We start from the raw sequence: 18,433 nt of genomic DNA on the forward strand, positions 1-18,433 counted from the left end.
ATGAAGCGCTCTTTTCTTCGCGGTCGTACGGGCCGCATTGTCCTGATGATTGCCGCCTTACTGCTTATAACCGTGGCCATGTTCGCACTGGCCTCTGTGTTTATGGCGTATGACCCGGATGGCCACCTGACCCGTCGCTGGCTGCATGACAGCCGCTGGGCACTGTTTACCTGGCGGCTGCTCATGTATGCCGGCATCGCGGTAGTCTGGCGGATGAAGGTCCGGCCGCAGATGCTGGCGCGCTGGCCGGAGGTCCGGGCTCGCCTGCCGCGCACGGAACTGCTCGGCGTACTGTTTATTGCGGCCACGGAGTGCGTGGCCTGGGCAGGTGTGGCGTGAGGAGGAGGGGACAATGACTGCGAACAGTTTTCTGGAGTATTTTCTCATCCTGTTCGGCTGGGTGATGAACAACGCCATGTGGACCATCCTCGGCAGCACGGGGCTGTTCGCCCTGCCGCTGGTCTTTAAGGTGATGGGTGTGTGGCTGAAGGTCCGGGAGGAAGGGGCAGACGAAGGCAACAAAGGGTTGCTGGCACTGCCCCGTATCGAGCATGCGCTTTACGTGTCGTTTGTGGTGATGTTGTTCTGCTGCATTCCGCTGCTGCCGGTGGATATCAGTACCATTAAATTCGACAGTTCCCGGGCAAAACAGTGCGGTGTCAGTGTTCCCACGCCGCAGAACTCCGGTTACAGCGGACTGGTGAACGACTTTGACGGCCGCACGGCTGAGGTGCCCATCTGGTGGTATCTGCTGCACATGATTTCGAAAGGCACCACGCAGGCGATGATTGCGTCCATCCCGTGCGGTACGGAGCTGCGCCAGATGCGGTTTGACGTGCAGAACACGAAGCTGCGTGACCCGGTATTGCTGCAGGAGGTGCAGGATTTTGCGAACCAGTGTTACTCGCGGGCGTACTTTCGTCTCAAGAACAGCAACAGCCAGCTCAGCGATGCTACCATTAACTCGGTGGGCTGGATTGGCAGCGACTATTTTCTGAATACGTCCGGCTATTACGATTATTACACCGCCACCACACCGAGGGGCCAGTGGCCTTATGACAGCACGCGCGACAGCGGTTATCCGGATACCGGGCAGGGAGGCTATCCCACCTGTAAAACGTGGTGGTCAGATGGCTCGTCCGGGCTGCGCAAGCGGGTACTGGCCAGCTTTGGTGACAACACGCGTAAGGAGATGCAGCGATCATTCCCGGGGACGCAGTGGGAAGAGGTCGCCCTGCGCTGGCTGGTCAGTCCGCGTAATGCCGGCCTCTCCGGAGACGGAACGACGTATGCCGTGGGAAGTTCTGATAACGTGACCGGCGTGGTCGGTAATATGACACGACTGACGTCCACTATCGGGCTGGGCCTCAAGCAGGCGGAAGCGCTGCCGGGATTTGATGCGCTGAAACAGGCGCTTCCGATGATTCAGGCGCTGCTGCAGATGATGATTATTACGGTAATACCGGTCCTGATGATGTTCAGTGCCTATGAGCCCAAAACGGTGGTGACGATATCATTTGCGCTGTTTGCGTTGCAGTTCATCACGTTCTGGTGGGAACTGGCCGGGTGGCTCGATGACCTATGAGACGACAATAACTCAGTCCGCCTGGTGCTGATTATTCTGGCCGGTTTTGTAATCTGAATGTCATGTACATGCTCCAACAGGAAATGGCGTGACGCTCAATACTTCTCAGGTCAGTTACTACATGACTCAACGTAAAAAAGGGGCAACCCAGCATATCTCGGCCATGAAGGCCGGTATCTCTGTCCGATCTGGTCGCCGGATCGAGAAAGATCAGTGGTCGAAAGCCGGTGAACGCCACTGGCGAACGCGTAAAGATCCACTTGAAGCTGTGTGGGACAGCGAGCTTGTCCCTTTACTGAAAGAAAGGCCTGCTCTGATGCCAACCACGTTGCTGGAAATGCTACAGGATAAATATCCTGGTCAGTACCCCAACAACCTCCGCAGGACAATGCAGCGGCGGGTCCGTGAATGGAAGTTGCAATATGGTGCGGAGCAGGAGGTCATGTTCCGCCAGCGGCATCAACCCGGGTTGCGTGGTCTGTCTGACTTTACTGAGCTGAAAGGCGTAGTTGTCACCATCGCCGGTAAGTTGTTGGCGCATAAGCTGTATCACTTCCGCCTTGAGTGGAGCCACTGGAGCTGGATGCGGGTTGTGCTGGGTGGGGAGAGCTTCTCTGCCCTGGCTGAAGGGTTGCAGGAGGCGCTCGGTCAGTTAGGCGGCGTGCCGTCAGAGCACAAAACTGACAGCCTGCGGGCCGCGTGGAAACACCGGGGTGAAGACGGTCAACGGGAACTGACAGAGCGTTATGCCGAGCTCTGCCGGCACTACGGTATGCAGGGCGTGCACAATAATGCCGGACGGGGCCATGAAAACGGTTCGGTGGAGAGCGCTCACGGGCATCTGAAACGGCGGATCCGCCAGGCGCTGATACTACGCGGTAGCAACGACTTCAGTACGCTTGAAGAATACCAGGCCTTCATCACTCAGCAGGTCATGCGGCATAACCGCAATAATCAGGATCTGGTTAAAGAAGAGCAGCCTCATCTGAAGCCGCTGCCGCTTCGTCGCAGCGCCGACTATGACGAACTGACGGTGAGGGTCAGTAGCAGCAGTACCATCAACGTCAGGCACGTCATCTACAGCGTCCCTTCCCGGCTGGTTGGCCAGCTTCTGCGGGTCCGGTTATGGGATGACCGTCTGAGTTGTTACGTTGGCAGTAACGAAGTCATGAACTGTCCCCGGGTCAGACCCGAAAAAGGCAAGACGCGGGCACGGCGAATCGACTTCCGGCATGTGATCGACAGCCTGGCAAAAAAGCCCGGGGCGTTCTGCCATGCGACACTGAGAAACGACATCCTGCCGGATGATGAATGGCGAAAACTATGGCGCCGTCTGTGCAACCACCTGGAGCCCGAAATGGCTGGCAGACTGATGGTACACGCACTGAAACTGGCTGCGGGGTATGACGATATCTCGGTCGTGGCACGCGGGATGGAGCAGATGCTGAATACCCCAGGCGAACTGGATCTGAACCGGTTGATGCGGTTCCTGGGAATAAAGGAAAAAGAGCTACCGCCCGTCAGTGTCGTTCAGCATAACCTGAGCAGTTATGAGCAGTTGCTGCGTGGAAAAGGAGGTCTGCAGTGAGCAATATCCATCACCTGGAACGCAGCCTGCGAAAACTGCGCCTGACACGCGTTGGCGCGGAATGGCATGCGCTGGAAAAACGTGCGCTGGCAGAGGGGTGGACCCCGTCACGCTATCTGCTGACGCTGTGTAATGAAGAACTGCTGTGGCGTGAAAGCGAAAAGCTGCGCCGCTATAAAAAGGAAGCCCGGTTGCCGGTCGCGAAAACCCTGGGTGAATATGACTTCGCCCAGGTGCCGGAGCTGAATGCAGCTCAGTTCCGGCAGCTCTGCGAAACGACAGACTGGGTTGATGCAGGTGAAAACGTCCTGCTGTTCGGCGCCAGCGGGCTGGGGAAAAGCCATCTGGCGGCAGCGATCGTGGATGGCGTTGTAGGTCAGGGCTACCGGGCCCGGTTCTACAGCGCGGGAGAGCTGTTGCAGGAACTGCGTAAAGCCAGAGCTCAGCTGAAACTGAATGAGCTGTTACTGAAACTGGATCGCTATCGGGTGATAGTGGTGGATGACCTCGGTTATGTCAAACGCGACAACGCGGAAACCGGTGTGCTGTTCGAGTTAATCGCTCATCGCTATGAACGAGGGAGTCTGGTGATCACCAGTAACCATCCGTTCAGCACATGGGGCAGCATCTTCGTGGATGAGACGATGGCAGTAGCGGCGGCCGACAGGCTGATCCACCACGGATATATGTTCGAACTGAAGGGAGAAAGCTACAGGAAAAAGACGGCAAAGGCAGTAACCAGCGCGACTTAACGTCGCACTAAAGGATGCGGCCAGAATAGTTGGCGCCAGTCGGCAAAACTAGTTGACGTCTAATAATGACCGTCTGATCACCATCCTCTACGATAATATGGCCCAGCAGGGACTGGCCAGTTCTGTACCTTTTGCGAATTTTATCAGCTCAACCAACGACGGCTGGATCATGAATCTGGTGCTGGGAATGATGTATGTGGTTTTCCCGGTGTTCTGGATTGGCATGCTTAGTTGGATTGGCGTTAATTTGGGAACTGCAATATCGACAGGTTTGGAAAAAGGTGGTTCTTTGCCACAGAAGGCTGGTGCAGAGGCGGGTAGAGATGCCCAGAAGATTGCTACAGATAAAGCCGGAGGTGCTTTAAAAGGGGGACTTAAGCTTAAATAGAAGCATTTATAAGATGAACTGCATGTTGCTTAGAACGCGCAGTTCATCTGTTATGAGCCTGTACATAAATTTGTGTAATTGCCTGATTTTGATATGTTCAATTCAACATCAAAGGCAGGTTACTTTATGGACGAAAAACAGTTGCAGGCTCTGGCTAATGAACTGGCCAAAAATCTCAAAACTCCCGACGATCTTAGCCAGTTCGATCGTCTGCTGAAGAAAATCAGCGTTGAGGCGGCTCTCAATGCTGAGATGTCTCACCATCTGGGGTACGATAAAAATCAGCCTAAACCGGGCTCCAATACCCGCAACGGCTACTCAACAAAGACCGTAGCGACTGCGGATGGTCCACTTGAACTGCGTACTCCCCGGGATCGCGAAGCCACCTTTGAGCCTCAGTTGCTGAAGAAAAACCAGACCCGCATCACCGGGATGGATAATCAGATTTTATCCCTGTACGCCAAAGGGATGACCACCCGCGAGATAGCGACTGCATTCAAAGAGATGTACGACGCGGATGTCTCGCCAGCGCTGGTCTCAAAAGTCACTGACGCCGTCATGGAGCAGGTTGTTGAGTGGCAAAACCGGCCACTGGATGCAATCTATCCTATTGTTTACCTTGACTGTATTGTCCTTAAGGTCCGGCAGGACAGTCGCGTCATCAATAAATCCGTGTTCCTGGCGTTGGGCATCAACATCGAAGGCCAGAAGGAACTGCTGGTATGTGGCTGGCCGAAAATGAAGGCGCGAAGTTCTGGCTGAATGTGCTGACAGAACTGAAGAATCGCGGCCTGAACGACATCCTCATCGCCTGTGTCGACGGACTGAAAGGCTTCCCGGACGCCATAAACGCGGTATATCCGGAGGCCCGCATCCAGCTGTGCATCGTACATATGGTGCGCAACAGCCTGCGGTTCGTCTCCTGGAAAGATTACAAGGCCGTTACCCGCGATTTGAAGGCGATTTACCAGGCGCCGACGGAAGAAGCAGGTCTGCAGGCGCTGGAAGCGTTCGCCAGCGCCTGGGACAGCCGCTATCCGCAGATAAGCCGGAGCTGGACGGCAAACTGGGTGAACCTTGCGACGTTCTTCGCCTACCCGGCAGATATCCGCAAAGTCATCTACACGACCAACGCCATTGAGTCACTGAACAGCGTGATCAGGCATGCGATCAAAAAGCGCAAGGTGTTCCCGACGGATGAGTCAGTGAAAAAGGTCGTGTGGCTGGCAATCCAGGCCGCCTCACAAAAATGGACGATGCCGCTGAGGGACTGGCGCATGGCAATGAGCCGTTTTATCATCGAGTTCGGTGACCGCCTGAGCGGTCACTTCTGAGAAAAGGCATTTACACAGAATGGTGTACAGGCTCTCTGTTATCATTCCATTGTCTATCTTGACTTTCCCAATCTTCTCTTTCTGCATCCCAGCTTTCACTCCACTCTTCATTTTGTTTTTTACGTTCTGGAGTAATAATCATAAGATCTGCTATACCAGCCAGCACAGCAGTTCCACATGCATTGGTTGCACTGGAGAACTCAAGCGGTTCTGGTTTCTTCCTCTGCAACTTTGACTCATCACAAACAATATTACGGCGTTTATTGGCGAACCGGGCAAATGTGCTGGCGATATCATCAGCACGGAATCCATCTTTGCTCATATTTACCTCCACCTATTTAGCCATTGGTTATCATTATTTAAACGAACCCTGATTAATTCTACACCAGGTAATTCATTAATAAAGCGGTAAGTGAGAATTTCAGCTAGCATGGGCGAAGCGGTGAGGGACGGCGATTTTTTCCGCCCTCACAACCGAGATTTCCAGCGCTGACCGATTAGCAGTGGGAAAACTTATCACAGCATTCCGTACTTCTGTTCGCGGGCTTCAAAGGCCTGACGCCCACCTTCTAATACGTCGCAGATGGCCTTACGCATGCTGTTTTTCTGCCCGTGGTCGCCGTGCTCAAGTGCGCCGCTGCGGTAGCTGATCACTTCATCTTCATTGCTGGCCACAATTACCTGTTCGGCGTCACAGTTCACCACCAGATTGGCATTATGTGTCACGATGATGACTTGCCGGTAAAGTTTGATTTTGCGGAAAAGCGGAACAAGCTGGCGCATGATAAAGTCATTATCAAGGTCGTCCTCTGGCTGATCGAAAACAAATGGAGAACCAAACGCATCGGTCGCCAACTTCAGGCAAACGTAGAACGTTCCGCGCTGTCCAGCCGACAGCTTCTCAACCGTTTTTCCTTTGTATTCAAACTCGGCCCTCACCGTCAGATAGCTGCTGATGTGTTCGGGGCTGCAGAGGAAGCGCTGCAGGGCGTAGGGTCCCTGATTGTTGAAATACTCGGACCTCCAAAGAAAGGCCTCAAGCGTAATCTTATTTCCGGGTTCCTCGGGAAGCTCGATGATGGCATCACCCCGGACAAGTGCCACAAAATCATCAATGCTCCTTACGCCGAGAACCTGAGTTAGCTTTTCTGTGCCAGACTGCTCGCCTGCAGTCCGGAACCGTCCGCGGTTAAGTCGCTCAAGTATTCCATTATAGAACCTAGCGGTGTCAAAGTGAGGCTGTCCGTAAATACGTATATCGGTCAGGATCTCTTTTATCAGTTCCTGCTGGTCAGGCTTAAGATGTGGTTTTTCCGCTAGTGCGGCAAAGCAGGAGTCGATAGCCGTTTTCTGCTCCAGAAGCTGACGGACATAAGTCTCCACCAAGTTTCCCCTCTGCCGGACGTCATTGTTGTACTGTGTAATACGCTGCTGAATTTCTCCATGTCTGAGCTGCGCTTGCTGAATTTCCCGCTGATAGCCTTGAATTTTGTCGAGCACGCCAGTGATGTCCTGTTCAATACCCTGCTCCCGGAATTCAGCAGTTATTCGCAGATTGTCCTCTCCGGTCTCCATCAGTTGAGTCTGTAGCGCTTCCATATAGGCTTTGACTCTAGCCATCAGCTCTGACAGATCTAGCGGTGGCACGGGAACCACGCCGGCGGAAACCGTATTCATCTCGGTCAGGCGGCTATTCAGTGATGTTTCTGCGGCTGTAGCCTCCCGCAGAAAAGCATTTCCTGCATTGATGCCTCGCGTCAGTGCGGTGGCTCGTAGACTGTTTGCCCGAAATCGTTCAATCAGTGCTTTGTTCTTTTCACTAGTGAGTGTGTTTATCTTATCCTGGGCGACCTTGATAACTTCGTCCTGATACCCGGGCGTATTGATATAGTACTGGCGCTCATCCTGGGCCACATAGTATTCGCGGAACGTTTGGAAGGCGTTCAGGTTTTCACCCAGCCCTCTACGCTGTTCGTCCGCAACCTCGCAGTCGGCCAGCCGAAGCATTTTTTTGATCTCATCGCTGATAAGGCCGGGTTGCTGGCATAGGGTTTTGATTTCCCCCTGCGAAACGTGCAGATAGTCATAGCTGTCAGTGCGAGTATCAAAAAGCGTCTTTTCACCGTTTGTCTTATCCAGCTCTATTGACAGATGTTCAACGTTGACCTCACGTTCTTCAATGCCGTACGCTGTGGCGCCGGCAAAGCGGGAGCGCAGCGCGTCAAGAAGAAGGCTCTTACCTGTACCCCTCCCGCCGATTATGGCCACCATGTCTTGATTCAGAGGAATACTCTGTTTTTTAAACCGGATTGCTTGCCCGTCGAAAATTGTGCCTTCAACAGCAATATGGCTGAAATGTACTTTTGGGGGCCTTTGCGCCAGCCAGTCCGCGCCCAACTGCAGGCGAGCTTCTGGTTCCAGCAATGCCTGACGGAGACCCTCAAATGTTGGCTTCGCCTTAACCCATGTGTAAGCGCGGCCAATGTGTTCTGCCCGATGAGCGTCCGAGCAGTGAAAAACTGGTTTAAGCGAGGCTCCCGGATAGCGCGTTGTCGTTAAGAAGTAATCTCTATCGTTGGGGTCCCCAAAAATAATATGTCCCTGACGATCAATTTCAGTAGCAATCGCTGCTGAACGCCCGGTTGCACCCGGACGGTAGCCGCCGTAACCATTCGGGCAGACGGCTACGATATAATCGATAAAAGGTCTCAGCGCTGACGAAAGATGTTCGAGCAGATCACTGAGGTTAACCACGATGGTATCCACGTTATGCCCGCTATCACGTACGCTGCTTTCACAAGCGTATACTTTTTTCCCACTATCATCGGTCAGCTTCAGAGGAAGTCTGGAAAGTATCTCGTTTATTTTTGAGGTACTGAGCTTGTCGGAGAACAAAACGTGCACATTGATAAACGCTTCGTCTTTATTCTGTTGATCGAGACGAAACTCGACGTTGCCAAGCACTGTAATATTAAGACCCTGCCGGCCAATTTCACTCCGGATAATCTCCAGTTCATTTTCCTGGAAATAAAAATAGTTGGTCAGGCCTATCAGGGACAGTTGTTGCTCTCCCAGCTTTCTGACGTAGGTCTCTATATCACAGTTATCGGCGTATACATTGGCAAGCCAAGTCATCGGACTGTGAATGTGCAGGTCCCATTTATTCCATTCAGAGCCTTTCATTCGCTGCAGTTCCCCTCTATTCGGGATTAATCTCATTGAGATAATAATGAGAGCGTTTTGAGCTTGCCATGTTTTTGAGCAATTATTAGCATCAGGGTGTCGGGGAAGTCATACACACTTACAGAGACAGAGGAATAAATGGGATGAAATCGGCCAGAGAAACTGCTGTTGAACTGGCAGCGCTCCTGACTCTCTGTCAGACGCTTCAGTCTGAAAAAAACGGGGTGGGGCGCCACGCGCCGAGCGTGTTTGCCAGCGACCATGAAACGTTTTCGGAGCGAATTGTAGAGGCGTGTATGTATACGAAAATGCTCAATTATCTGCTCCCCATGCACAGCCAGTTGGTCACGGTGGGAGATGAAATGGAACGACAGAGTAAAATCCGGGTAAACGCTAGTGAAAGTTATGCACGAGTCGCCTTGGATCATCTGCTGGCGCAGTATCTGCCCGGTCAGTCCCGGATAAATGACTGTGTGGCAGCTTTGCCGGCATTTTCTGTCCCACTGATGTAAAACTTCCTCATCCTGAGGTGACCATCGACTGGTCGGCCGTGCTGGCATTACGTCACACTGTTTAGCTAATAAAAGCGCGAGGAATATCTAGCCATTTCGTTGTCTAAGAAGGTGAGAGCATTTCACGTTTCATCTGCCGTTCAAGCGCTATTCACACTTCCCTAACCCGGAATGGTTGATCCCGTCCAGCACTTTCATCAGTTCATCGCTGTTCGCGCGTGGCTGTATCCGGATAAAATATTTACTTATAGGGGTGATAAGCATTTCGCTATGTCTGAGGTGTTTTCCATGAAGTACGCTTGTGCTCTTATTCAGCAGGGAGTTACACAGATGGAAATAACTGAAGCAGATGAAAGACATATCTCCGCGATTCAGCAGATATACGCCTGGCATGTATTGCATGGCACAGCCACTTTTGAAACAGAGCCACCCGATGTGGCAGAAATGACCGCCCGGCAAAAAAATATACATGCTGCCGGACTCCCGTGGTTTGTCGCGACAGAGAATGGAGAGGTTCTGGGTTATTGTTACCTTTCACTTTACCGTGAAAGATGCGCATACCGATTCACTCTGGAAGATTCCGTATACATAGCCCCTGCATTTCAGGGGCGAGGGATCGGAACGTTGTTATTGTCACGTGTAGTGGCATGGGCAGAGGAACATGGTTTTCGCCAGCTTATCGCCGTAGTGGGTAACAGTGAAAATATCGCCTCTCTTTCACTGCACCGTTCCGCAGGCTTCAGGCATACGGGGACACTTAAATCCGTGGGGTTTAAGCATGGTCGCTGGCTTGATACAGTAATACTGCAACGCACTCTTGGTGCCGGTGATGTTACACTTCCGGACATACCCACTGGCTGAGGCTCTTCTCTACATCCGGGAGGGCTATTACGGGGCGTGCCTTCCCCGAAAGAAATCAGATATCTCCCGTAAATCTTAAGCACTATATGCTGCGCTGGTTTACCCTCCCGGAAAGTGCAGAGGCACTTTCCTTACGTTCACTGTAGCGGTCAACCAGGTAGGCAGTTCTCCCCCGGGTAAGCAACGTAAACTTCATCAGCTCTTCCATCACATCCACGATCCTGTCGTAATAGGCTGAGGGCTTCATCCTGCCTTCTTCATCAAATTCCTGCCAGGCTTTGGCGACTGACGACTGATTGGGAATGGTGATCATACGCATCCAGCGTCCTAAAATACGCATCTGGTTAACCGCGTTAAAGGACTGGGAGCCACCGCTGACCTGCATCACCGCCAGCGTTTTCCCCTGCGATGGGCGTACAGCCCCTTCGCTCAGTGGGAGCCAGTCTATCTGTGCTTTCATAATCCCGGTCATCGCCCCATGACGTTCAGGGGAGCACCACACCATTCCTTCTGACCATCGCACCAGTTCACGTAGCTCGGCAACTTTTGGGTGGGTATCCGGAGCATCATCTGGCAGGGGAAGCCCGGAAGGATTAAAAATACGGACTTCAGCGCCCATGGCGGTGAGCAGGCGTGCTCCTTCCTCCGTAGTCAGGCGGCTGTATGAACGTTCACGTACAGATCCATAAAGCATCAAAATACGTGGTGCATGCCCGGGCGTTTCAGATAAAGGTTTGCCAGTGAAGTCCGGAGTATCGAAAATGTCAGGGATGATATTTGGCAGGCTGTCATTTAATTCGTTCATTGCAGGCTTTACTCACAGGTTGATGTATTGTTAAAACACTGGCTGCGCTGCCCATGCAACACTCATCCAGCAAAAATCTGACAATCTGGGTCAGTTGTTCATACTGCGGCTGGCAGTACAGGGGGACGGCCCTGCCTTTCCTGACGTATGAGCCTCACTGACTCCCTGAAAGGGCAGAGTGAAGAATCTGCTGTTGCCGGGCGTTTGAAAAATACAGTTCAGGGGCCATCAGGGTACAAATTTGCCCCCTGATGGATAATTTTTCGACGGGAAGGTCTGCCAGCACATTACGGCATTGTTACTGGTAGCCGTATCGCTTACAAAGATAATTGACCTGTACCGGCGAAGTCAGTGATTTTGGCCTGATTAGCTGGACCTGTTTTTTCACCTGAGCAGGCTGATAACCTGACTCGAGCATCAGAACAGCGGCCATCATGCCTGTCCGGCCAGAACCACCATGACAATGGATAACCAGCGTCCCGCCAGACCGGACTAAAGCCAGCAGGCTCTTTTTCTCTCGGGCAAATGCCTGTTCAAATGGTTCTTCAGGTGCACAGCTGTCTTGCACGGGGAGGTGAAACCAGTCCATATGAAGGTCAGCGCACAGTGACGGAAGTGCATCAGCCTGATTTTCACTGAGTTCAGCCAGCGTCATCATCGTGATAACAGCCTGCGCACCGGCTTCTTTTAAGGATTTTAATGAATCAGCAAGGGACACCCCTCTGGTTCCCGGGCAGGGGGTAAATATCAGCCTGGCACCATTGTCCAGGGTGAGAATATCAAACGGATGAAACATCAATAAAGACTCCATACTTATTGTTATTAATCTGGTTAACGTTATGCCTTTACCCCATCCATGCTGGCTGTATCAACAGGGATAACGTCCTCAGGACATCGTCAGGGTTTGTAAGAAAGGGTGGCCGGGCGGTACCGGATTAATGTTCGTCAGATCCGGTATTACCCATTGCCTGCAGCTGCTTCTGTAATGAAAGCCGATCGATTTTATCCAGGGGAAGGCTCAGAAACAGCCGGATGCGCGTGGCAATCTGTTTTTCAACCTCCACAAAGGCGTGGTATTTCTCCGTATCGGTTCCCGCTGCTAAAGCCGGATCCCGGAAACCCCAGTGGGCTGTTATGGGGCTGCCCGGGAACACCGGACATCCTTCTCCCGCCATCCGGTCACACAGCGTAAAAATGAAATCCATTTGCGGGGCATCAGGATGCCGAAAGTTTTGCAGGTGTTTGCTTTTCAGGGATTCAGTGCTGAATCCCTGATCGTTAAGTACCCTGAGCGTCAGCGGGTGAGGTGAACTGGCCGGTTGAGTGCCGGCGCTGAATGCCCGGAATTTTCCCCCGCCAAGCTGGTTCATCAGCACTTCCGCAAACAGGCTCCGTGCCGAATTCCCTGAACACAGGAACAGGACATTGTATGTTTTACTCATCATCGCGGCTTACCTTCTGTCAGGCCGGAAAGGTATGATCGGGCTGCTCAGGTGCTGACAGCCCGACCACTGGGATTACTTCACGACACGCTGCCCCTGGGCATCAATCACCTGTTCGCCGTCCTCTTTGCTGAACGCTCCCTTTTGTGCATCCGGCAGAATATCCAGCACCACCTCAGACGGACGGCACAGCCGGGTACCCAGAGGGGTGACCACAACAGGACGATTGATCAGGATGGGATGCTGCAGCATAAAATCAATCAGCTCATCGTCACTCCATTTGTCCTCTGCCAGGCCCAGTTGCTCATAAGGCTCCACATTTTTACGCAGCAGGTCACGCACGCAGATCCCCATATCAGCGATAAGTGTGACCAGCTCAGCGCGGGCCGGCGGCGTCTCAAGGTATAAAATGACCGTGGGTTCCACACCACTGTTGCGGATCAATTCGAGGGTATTGCGGGACGTCCCGCAGGCCGGGTTATGATAAATCGTAATTGCGCTCATAAATCACTCTCTTAGGGTTTGACGGGCGCAGGTCAGTGACGACCAGTGCCGGGTTAATCAGAACGAAACGGATAAACGTAATGCCAGAGCAACCAGCGTCACAAACAGCACGGGCAGGGTCATTACGATGCCGACCCGGAAGTAATATCCCCAGGTGATCCGGATATCTTTCTGCGCCAGCACATGTAACCACAGCAGGGTGGCCAGACTGCCGATAGGGGTGATTTTGGGCCCCAGGTCGCTGCCAATGACATTGGCGTAAATCATGGCCTCTTTAATCACTCCGGTCGCGGTACTGCCATCGATAGACAGTGCTCCTACCAGGACGGTTGGCATGTTATTCATGATCGAGGAGAGGAAGGCGGTCAGGAAGCCCGTGCCCAGCGTGGCCGCCCACAGGCCCTGGCTGGCGAACTGATTAAGCACAGCAGACAGGTAGTCAGTCAGTCCGGCATTACGCAGTCCGTAGACCACCAGATACATGCCCAGGGAGAAAATCACAATCTGCCAGGGGGCTCCGCGAAGCACCTTTCCGGTATTAATCGCATGTCCTTTTTTGGCGACCAGAAACAGGATGAGTGCGCCGACGGCGGCAACTGCACTGACGGGGATCCCCAGGGGTTCAAGCCCAAAGAATCCGAGCAGTAAAAGAGCCAGAATCCCCCAGCCTGTCCGGAAGGTATTCCGATCGCGGATAGCCTCTTCCGGCGCTTTAAGGCGCGAAATTTCATAGGTCGCGGGAATATCCTTCCGGAAATACAGATGCAGCATCACCAGTGTGGCAATAATGGCCGCGATATCAACCGGCACCATAACGGACGCATATTCATTGAACCCGAGCTTAAAGAAATCCGCCGAGACGATGTTCACCAGGTTCGAAACGATGAGTGGCAGGCTGGCGGAGTCTGCGATAAATCCTGCCGCCATAACGAACGCCAGCGTGGTGCCTTTACTGAATCCCAGTGCGAGCAACATGGCGATAACGATAGGTGTCAGGATGAGCGCCGCACCGTCGTTGGCAAACAGCGCCGCTACCGCAGCACCCAGTAAAACAATCCAGGAAAACAGCCATCGTCCGCGGCCGTTACCCCAGCGTGCGACGTGCAGAGCTGCCCATTCAAAGAAACCTGATTCGTCGAGTAACAGACTGATAATAATGACCGCAATGAACGCAGCCGTCGCATTCCAGACAATATGCCAGACGGCCGGAATATCACCGGGGTGAACCACACCAGTAATCAGTGCGAGTAAGGCCCCGAGCATCGCGCTCCAGCCTATTCCCAGCCCCCGGGGTTGCCAGATGACCAGTACAATGGTCAGAATAAAAATAGCTGCAGCCAGCCACATAAAGCCTCCTGTCGGGCAGGACTCTTCCTGCCCGTATTTATTATTTTCCTGCCTGACGGGTAAGACGTTTGAGTTGTTCAATACCTGTCGGCTCTTCCTGCTGCAGAGGGATCAGCGCCATGCGTGAGGCCAGCTCCGTCCTGACCTTATTGATCTGAGCAGCTTCGTGTGCAGCCCTTGTTAATAACAGCGGTGACGTTGTTTCTGTTGCGACCAGACTGTTATTGATGAGCCATGCCCAGGGTTCAATACCGGCCCGACGTAAATCCTCCTGTAAACCGGCAGCTTCGAGAACAGGAGTGGTTTCAGGCAGGGTTACGAGCATGATTTTGGTTCGCTCAGGATCCTGCAACTGCATCATTGGCGTCAGATAATGCCCTTTTTCGCCCATTCGTTTTACCACTTCACGATGGTAGGCTCCCGTGGCATCCAGCAGTAACAGGGTGTGGCCTGTCGGGGCGGTATCCATGACCACAAAACGTTTCCCGGCCTCCCTGATCACACGGGAAAATGCCTGGAATACCGCGATTTCCTCCGTGCAGGGGGAACGTAAATCTTCTTCCAGTAACGCCCGTCCCTGTGGGTCCAGCTCCTTTCCTTTGGTGGCAAGAACATGTTCCCGGTAACGCGCAGTCTCGGCATGCGGATCGATACGACTGACCTGGAGATGAGGCAGTTGTCCGTTAAGCGTGCTTTCAAGGTGTGCTGCGGGATCCGATGTGGTGAGATGGACATCAAACCCTTTATCAGCGAGGGCCACGGCCACAGCGGCGGCCAGCGTTGTTTTTCCCACGCCGCCTTTGCCCATCAGCATCACCAGACCATGTCCGCCACGGGCAATATCATCAATCAGCATTTCCAGGGACGGTACGGAGAGAGGCTCTGACACGGGTTTCGCTGCGGGCAGTGAGCATGGCTTATTTTCTCCCGTCAGCAAACGGCGAAGCGCCGTCACGCCAACCAGGTTTTCCTGCTGAAGGCTTAACCTGTCCGTCGGAAGCGATGCAAGCACCTGCGGCATGTGAGAAAGAATACGTTGTTCACGCTGATACAGTGCGCTGGCAAGACTGTCCTCTGAGGCTTCTCCGGCAGGCATGATCCCGTTTATGACCAGGTACTGGTGCTTGAGACCGACATGCAACAGTTCATCATGCGTGCGGGCAACTTCAGCCAGCGTTGACTGCTGAGCGCGGGCGACCAGGATTAACCGTGTCTTTTCCCCGTCTGCCAGCACCGATAATGCATGCGAGTAACGTTCCCGCTGTTTTTCCAGTCCGGCCAGCGGCCCAAGGCAGGATGCACCGTCAGGATTCGTCTCGATAAAACTGCTCCAGGCACCTGGCAGCTGTAGCAGACGAATGGTATGCCCTGTAGGGGCGGTATCAAAAATCACATGGTCAAAATCATTCAGTAACGCGTCGTCGGTCAGCAGCCCGGTGAACTCATCAAAGGCGGCAATTTCTGTTGTGCAGGCACCGGACAACTGTTCTTCAATGCTGCGGACGACATCTTCGGGCAAAATCCCTTTAACCGGATCAACGATGCGGGCACGATACTGTTGCGCCGCCGCCTGCGGATCGATTTCCAGCGCAGTGAGTCCGGGTACGTCAGAGATGACCGTCAGGGTGTTACCAATCTGCTGCCCGAAGACCTGGCCCACATTGGACGCGGGATCGGTACTGACCAGCAGGATGCGTTTGCCCTCATCAGCCAGACGAATAGCGGTTGCGCAGGAAAGCGAGGTTTTTCCGACGCCTCCTTTCCCCGTAAAAAAGAGAAACTTCGGGATAGTGTTGAGATAATTCATCATAAGCTCCTGTCCGGTTGGGTTCAGCAACATGACGTGTTGCCGCCACAGCAGCTTTTCCCCGGTGCCATGCCTGTTTTCTCCTGATTAAGCCCAAACCAGCGAGCCAGATCCTGCCGTGTCGGATAGCGACCAGACAGGACAAACTCGCCATCCAGCAAAATTAACGGCAGGCTTTCAGCACCGGAGCGCTCAAGAAAGGCTTTAACTGACGGATTCTCAGCAAATGCCAGAGGTTGCTGCGACAGGTTAAAACGTTCCACCGACACACCCTGCTGTTTCAGCCACGTGACGTCTGCGGAAAATGACACCAGAGCCTGGTCCACTTCCGTCCCGCACACACCCGAACTGCAGCAAAGTGCCGGGTCATACACTGACAGTGTTTTCATTCTCTATTCCTTCAGGTTTCCGTTAAAAAATGGTTTCACCGATCCGGTTCAGTTCAGCCTGAAGACGCTCCTCAGGGCCCGACAGGACTGATGGCGCAAGCAACAGAAAGGCTTCAATCCGGCGACGAAGAATATGCCAGGCCTGTTCGAAAGCGGCATCGATCTCCTCATCACTTCCTGTAGTCTTATCAGGATCCTCGACTCCCCAGTGTGCCCTCACCGCCGGAGCCAGATACGCAGGACAGGTTTCACCCGCCGCATTCCCGCACACCGTGATCACCACATCCGGGGTCACAGGGAGGTTGTTCCACGATTTGCTGTAATACCCATCCGTGGGTATCCCTTCTTTCCTGAGAAGAGCAAGAGCGCGGGGATGGACTTCACCTTTAGGCTGACTGCCTGCGCTGAAGGCGTGGTGCGCTTCCGGTGAAAGCGCATTAAACGTCGCTTCGGCCAGAATGGAACGACAGGAATTACCGGTACACAGAAAAAGAATATTCATAACATCACCATATAAATTCGTTAAAACATATATGTATGGATAAATTTTTTAATTTGTTAAAGACAAACCGCTCTGCCGCCGGTTGTGGCGCTGTTGCGGGCAATCCGCCCGGCCAGAAGCGAAATATCCTCTTTCTGACTGAGATAAGCCTGTTCAATGACAGCTGCCGCCCAGGCGGGCATATGCGCTGAAAGCCGGTAGTGGATCCATTTGCCTTCGCGGCGGTCAATAAGCAGTCCACTTTCCCGTAGCATGGAGAGATGGCGGGATATTTTGGGCTGAGATTCCTCAAGCGTTCCGCAAAGCTCACAAACACAGAGTTCTCCTGACGCCCTGAGTAACAGAACGATTTTCAGGCGAGTTTCATCCGAGAGATTCTTGAAAAGCTGAAGCGCAGTAATCGGGGCCATAAATACTCCGGGGTTTTATTAGACTTCATCTTAGTCTTCGCTGTATTGATGTCAATAACATATTCGATTTAATGAATATGAATGACTATAATCAATAAGACTGAGCAAGGGAGGTCACAATGCGTATCGAAAAAGTCACTGGCTGGCTATTCAGGCTGATCCCGGAACGCGTTTTTGACGCGTTATCCGGGATCGTATGTGCGGAAATGGATGGTATTGCGCGTGACCGTCTGCCGGAACAGACTGAGCGGAAGGCCACACTCCCTGCAGCAGGGCAAGAGCGGCGAAAAAGAAATAACTGACCGGATGCTGTCAGCCCGTCACATCGTCGGGCCCCCTGAATTGACCTCAGTCTGCCGTGAGGCCCTCAGGCGAATCCGACAGCATCTCTCCGGCAATTACGGACATATCAAGAGAACGCTTTAATGGTGCAACCGACAGGCTCACTACCTTGCCTGATGAAGGCATGGAAGATGCATGAACACGAACTTTATTGCTGGTTACTCAGACAAACGGGTAATCAGGCTGATACTGATGATCTGATACAGGAAACCTTCCTCCGGGCAATACGTCAACAGAGAAAATTCTGTTCCATTGTAAATACAAGAGCCTGGCTGTTTGAGGTTGCCCGGCATCTGGTTATTGATAAAAGCCGGCGGCAGCGCCCATATCAGCCTCTCCACGATGGTGTATGCATACAGGATAATGCCCCTGAAACTGTCGATTCACTCGCTGAATGTCTGCCCCGTATACTGGATAAAATGACAGAGGATGATCGAACTATCCTTACTCTTTGCGATCTGGAAGGGATGAAACAGGCCGATTTTGCAGACCGAAGCGGTCTCACGCTTGCTGCAACCAAATCGAGATTATTACGGGCGAGAGAGAGATTGCATAAGAAACTCTCCAGTGATTGTCAGGTCAGACTGGATGAGTATGGTCGGGTATGTTGTTTTACTCCCCGATGAAGACTTCCGGACTCAGAAAGAAACTATTTCTGTTGCACTGCATATGTATATTGCAC

General features: G+C 52.9%; 18 protein-coding genes and 4 pseudogenes. 10 read left to right on the forward strand and 12 right to left on the reverse strand.

Going from position 1 to position 18,433, the window contains the following annotated elements; genetic code table 11:
* The 6 genes and pseudogenes from BJF97_RS02280 to BJF97_RS02305 all read left to right on the forward strand — a co-directional run bounded on the left by BJF97_RS02280 (position 1) and on the right by BJF97_RS02305 (position 5,647).
* On the forward strand, positions 1-339 hold the full coding sequence (locus BJF97_RS02280; protein ID WP_013095183.1) for a hypothetical protein: 339 nt from the start codon (positions 1-3) through the stop codon (positions 337-339).
* A 13-nt stretch (positions 340-352) separates the two neighbouring features.
* Positions 353-1,579, forward strand: a pseudogene (locus tag BJF97_RS02285) (conjugal transfer protein TraG N-terminal domain-containing protein); the annotation flags it as partial.
* Positions 1,580-1,673: 94 nt separating this feature from the next.
* A complete protein-coding gene (gene istA, locus BJF97_RS02290) occupies positions 1,674-3,173 on the forward strand; it encodes an IS21 family transposase (RefSeq protein ID WP_004118622.1) in 1,500 nt (499 codons plus the stop codon).
* A complete protein-coding gene (gene istB, locus BJF97_RS02295) occupies positions 3,170-3,925 on the forward strand; it encodes an IS21-like element ISEc10 family helper ATPase IstB (protein ID WP_038423655.1) in 756 nt (251 codons plus the stop codon). The genes istA and istB overlap by 4 nt, the downstream gene beginning before the upstream one ends.
* 64 nt (positions 3,926-3,989) lie before the next feature.
* Positions 3,990-4,313: pseudogene (locus tag BJF97_RS02300) on the forward strand (conjugal transfer protein TraG N-terminal domain-containing protein); the annotation flags it as partial.
* 126 nt (positions 4,314-4,439) lie between these two features.
* Positions 4,440-5,647: pseudogene (locus BJF97_RS02305) on the forward strand (IS256 family transposase).
* 10 nt (positions 5,648-5,657) lie between these two features.
* Here BJF97_RS02305 and BJF97_RS02310 read toward each other — a convergent pair.
* Positions 5,658-5,969: a hypothetical protein gene (locus BJF97_RS02310; protein ID WP_070082760.1), complete on the reverse strand. Its 312-nt coding sequence runs from the start codon at positions 5,967-5,969 to the stop codon at positions 5,658-5,660.
* A gap of 194 nt (positions 5,970-6,163) precedes the next feature.
* Positions 6,164-8,830 carry a TrlF family AAA-like ATPase gene (locus BJF97_RS02315; protein WP_013095186.1) on the reverse strand — a complete coding sequence of 889 codons (2,667 nt, stop codon included), beginning with the start codon at positions 8,828-8,830 and terminating at the stop codon, positions 6,164-6,166.
* A 143-nt stretch (positions 8,831-8,973) separates the two neighbouring features.
* On the opposite strand from BJF97_RS02315, the gene BJF97_RS34975 reads away from it, so the two are divergent.
* Positions 8,974-9,342, forward strand: coding sequence for a hypothetical protein (locus tag BJF97_RS34975; RefSeq protein ID WP_227522475.1), 369 nt, complete (start codon positions 8,974-8,976; stop codon positions 9,340-9,342).
* 103 nt (positions 9,343-9,445) lie between these two features.
* Here BJF97_RS34975 and BJF97_RS34980 read toward each other — a convergent pair.
* Positions 9,446-9,579, reverse strand: a pseudogene (locus BJF97_RS34980) (DUF4113 domain-containing protein); the annotation flags it as partial.
* 93 nt (positions 9,580-9,672) lie between these two features.
* Between BJF97_RS34980 and BJF97_RS02325 the strand changes: the two are divergent.
* A complete protein-coding gene (locus BJF97_RS02325; protein WP_013095190.1) occupies positions 9,673-10,203 on the forward strand; it encodes a GNAT family N-acetyltransferase in 531 nt (176 codons plus the stop codon).
* A gap of 82 nt (positions 10,204-10,285) precedes the next feature.
* Here the strand turns inward: BJF97_RS02325 and arsH are convergent, their stop codons facing one another.
* From arsH to BJF97_RS02370, 9 genes are all read right to left on the reverse strand, one after another.
* On the reverse strand, positions 10,286-11,008 hold the full coding sequence (gene arsH / locus BJF97_RS02330; protein ID WP_013095191.1) for an arsenical resistance protein ArsH: 723 nt from the start codon (positions 11,006-11,008) through the stop codon (positions 10,286-10,288).
* A gap of 298 nt (positions 11,009-11,306) precedes the next feature.
* Positions 11,307-11,804 carry a phosphatase domain-containing protein gene (locus BJF97_RS02335; RefSeq protein ID WP_047028317.1) on the reverse strand — a complete coding sequence of 166 codons (498 nt, stop codon included), beginning with the start codon at positions 11,802-11,804 and terminating at the stop codon, positions 11,307-11,309.
* Positions 11,805-11,943: 139 nt separating this feature from the next.
* Positions 11,944-12,453: an arsenate reductase ArsC gene (locus BJF97_RS02340; RefSeq protein ID WP_007372635.1), complete on the reverse strand. Its 510-nt coding sequence runs from the start codon at positions 12,451-12,453 to the stop codon at positions 11,944-11,946.
* A 72-nt stretch (positions 12,454-12,525) separates the two neighbouring features.
* Entirely contained in the window at positions 12,526-12,954 is a 429-nt protein-coding gene (arsC, locus tag BJF97_RS02345; protein ID WP_007372636.1) for a glutaredoxin-dependent arsenate reductase, read from the reverse strand.
* A 57-nt stretch (positions 12,955-13,011) separates the two neighbouring features.
* Positions 13,012-14,301 carry an arsenical efflux pump membrane protein ArsB gene (locus BJF97_RS02350; protein ID WP_013095195.1) on the reverse strand — a complete coding sequence of 430 codons (1,290 nt, stop codon included), beginning with the start codon at positions 14,299-14,301 and terminating at the stop codon, positions 13,012-13,014.
* Positions 14,302-14,341: 40 nt separating this feature from the next.
* The gene (arsA, locus tag BJF97_RS02355; protein WP_013095196.1) at positions 14,342-16,108 is read right to left on the reverse strand and encodes an arsenical pump-driving ATPase; all 1,767 of its coding nucleotides are present in this window, start codon (positions 16,106-16,108) and stop codon (positions 14,342-14,344) included.
* 23 nt (positions 16,109-16,131) lie between these two features.
* Positions 16,132-16,497 carry an arsenite efflux transporter metallochaperone ArsD gene (gene arsD, locus BJF97_RS02360; protein WP_044158970.1) on the reverse strand — a complete coding sequence of 122 codons (366 nt, stop codon included), beginning with the start codon at positions 16,495-16,497 and terminating at the stop codon, positions 16,132-16,134.
* A gap of 22 nt (positions 16,498-16,519) precedes the next feature.
* Positions 16,520-16,999: an arsenate reductase ArsC gene (locus tag BJF97_RS02365; protein ID WP_013095198.1), complete on the reverse strand. Its 480-nt coding sequence runs from the start codon at positions 16,997-16,999 to the stop codon at positions 16,520-16,522.
* Positions 17,000-17,055: 56 nt separating this feature from the next.
* Positions 17,056-17,409: a metalloregulator ArsR/SmtB family transcription factor gene (locus BJF97_RS02370; protein WP_013095199.1), complete on the reverse strand. Its 354-nt coding sequence runs from the start codon at positions 17,407-17,409 to the stop codon at positions 17,056-17,058.
* 119 nt (positions 17,410-17,528) lie between these two features.
* Between BJF97_RS02370 and BJF97_RS02375 the strand changes: the two genes are divergently transcribed.
* Positions 17,529-17,711 (forward strand): hypothetical protein, encoded by a 183-nt coding sequence (locus tag BJF97_RS02375; protein ID WP_013095200.1) that lies wholly within the window; start codon positions 17,529-17,531, stop codon positions 17,709-17,711.
* A gap of 171 nt (positions 17,712-17,882) precedes the next feature.
* Positions 17,883-18,377: a sigma-70 family RNA polymerase sigma factor gene (locus BJF97_RS02380; protein ID WP_198406523.1), complete on the forward strand. Its 495-nt coding sequence runs from the start codon at positions 17,883-17,885 to the stop codon at positions 18,375-18,377.
* The last annotated feature ends 56 nt before the right edge of the window (positions 18,378-18,433 follow it).

Origin of the sequence: Klebsiella sp. LTGPAF-6F, from assembly GCF_001753185.1 — a bacterium.
In the GTDB taxonomy this organism is placed as follows: domain Bacteria; phylum Pseudomonadota; class Gammaproteobacteria; order Enterobacterales; family Enterobacteriaceae; genus Klebsiella; species Klebsiella michiganensis.

Coding starts and splice junctions, on each gene's coding strand:
- BJF97_RS02280 (WP_013095183.1), top strand. CDS start 1: ATGAAGCGCTCTTTTCTTCGCGGTCGTACGGGCCGCATTGTCCTGATG.
- BJF97_RS02310 (WP_070082760.1), bottom strand. CDS start 5,969: ATGAGCAAAGATGGATTCCGTGCTGATGATATCGCCAGCACATTTGCC.
- BJF97_RS02315 (WP_013095186.1), bottom strand. CDS start 8,830: ATGAAAGGCTCTGAATGGAATAAATGGGACCTGCACATTCACAGTCCG.
- BJF97_RS34975 (WP_227522475.1), top strand. CDS start 8,974: ATGAAATCGGCCAGAGAAACTGCTGTTGAACTGGCAGCGCTCCTGACT.
- BJF97_RS02325 (WP_013095190.1), top strand. CDS start 9,673: ATGGAAATAACTGAAGCAGATGAAAGACATATCTCCGCGATTCAGCAG.
- arsH (WP_013095191.1), bottom strand. CDS start 11,008: ATGAACGAATTAAATGACAGCCTGCCAAATATCATCCCTGACATTTTC.
- BJF97_RS02335 (WP_047028317.1), bottom strand. CDS start 11,804: ATGTTTCATCCGTTTGATATTCTCACCCTGGACAATGGTGCCAGGCTG.
- BJF97_RS02340 (WP_007372635.1), bottom strand. CDS start 12,453: ATGATGAGTAAAACATACAATGTCCTGTTCCTGTGTTCAGGGAATTCG.
- arsC (WP_007372636.1), bottom strand. CDS start 12,954: ATGAGCGCAATTACGATTTATCATAACCCGGCCTGCGGGACGTCCCGC.
- BJF97_RS02350 (WP_013095195.1), bottom strand. CDS start 14,301: ATGTGGCTGGCTGCAGCTATTTTTATTCTGACCATTGTACTGGTCATC.
- arsA (WP_013095196.1), bottom strand. CDS start 16,108: ATGAATTATCTCAACACTATCCCGAAGTTTCTCTTTTTTACGGGGAAA.
- arsD (WP_044158970.1), bottom strand. CDS start 16,497: ATGAAAACACTGTCAGTGTATGACCCGGCACTTTGCTGCAGTTCGGGT.
- BJF97_RS02365 (WP_013095198.1), bottom strand. CDS start 16,999: ATGAATATTCTTTTTCTGTGTACCGGTAATTCCTGTCGTTCCATTCTG.
- BJF97_RS02370 (WP_013095199.1), bottom strand. CDS start 17,409: ATGGCCCCGATTACTGCGCTTCAGCTTTTCAAGAATCTCTCGGATGAA.
- BJF97_RS02375 (WP_013095200.1), top strand. CDS start 17,529: ATGCGTATCGAAAAAGTCACTGGCTGGCTATTCAGGCTGATCCCGGAA.
- BJF97_RS02380 (WP_198406523.1), top strand. CDS start 17,883: ATGCATGAACACGAACTTTATTGCTGGTTACTCAGACAAACGGGTAAT.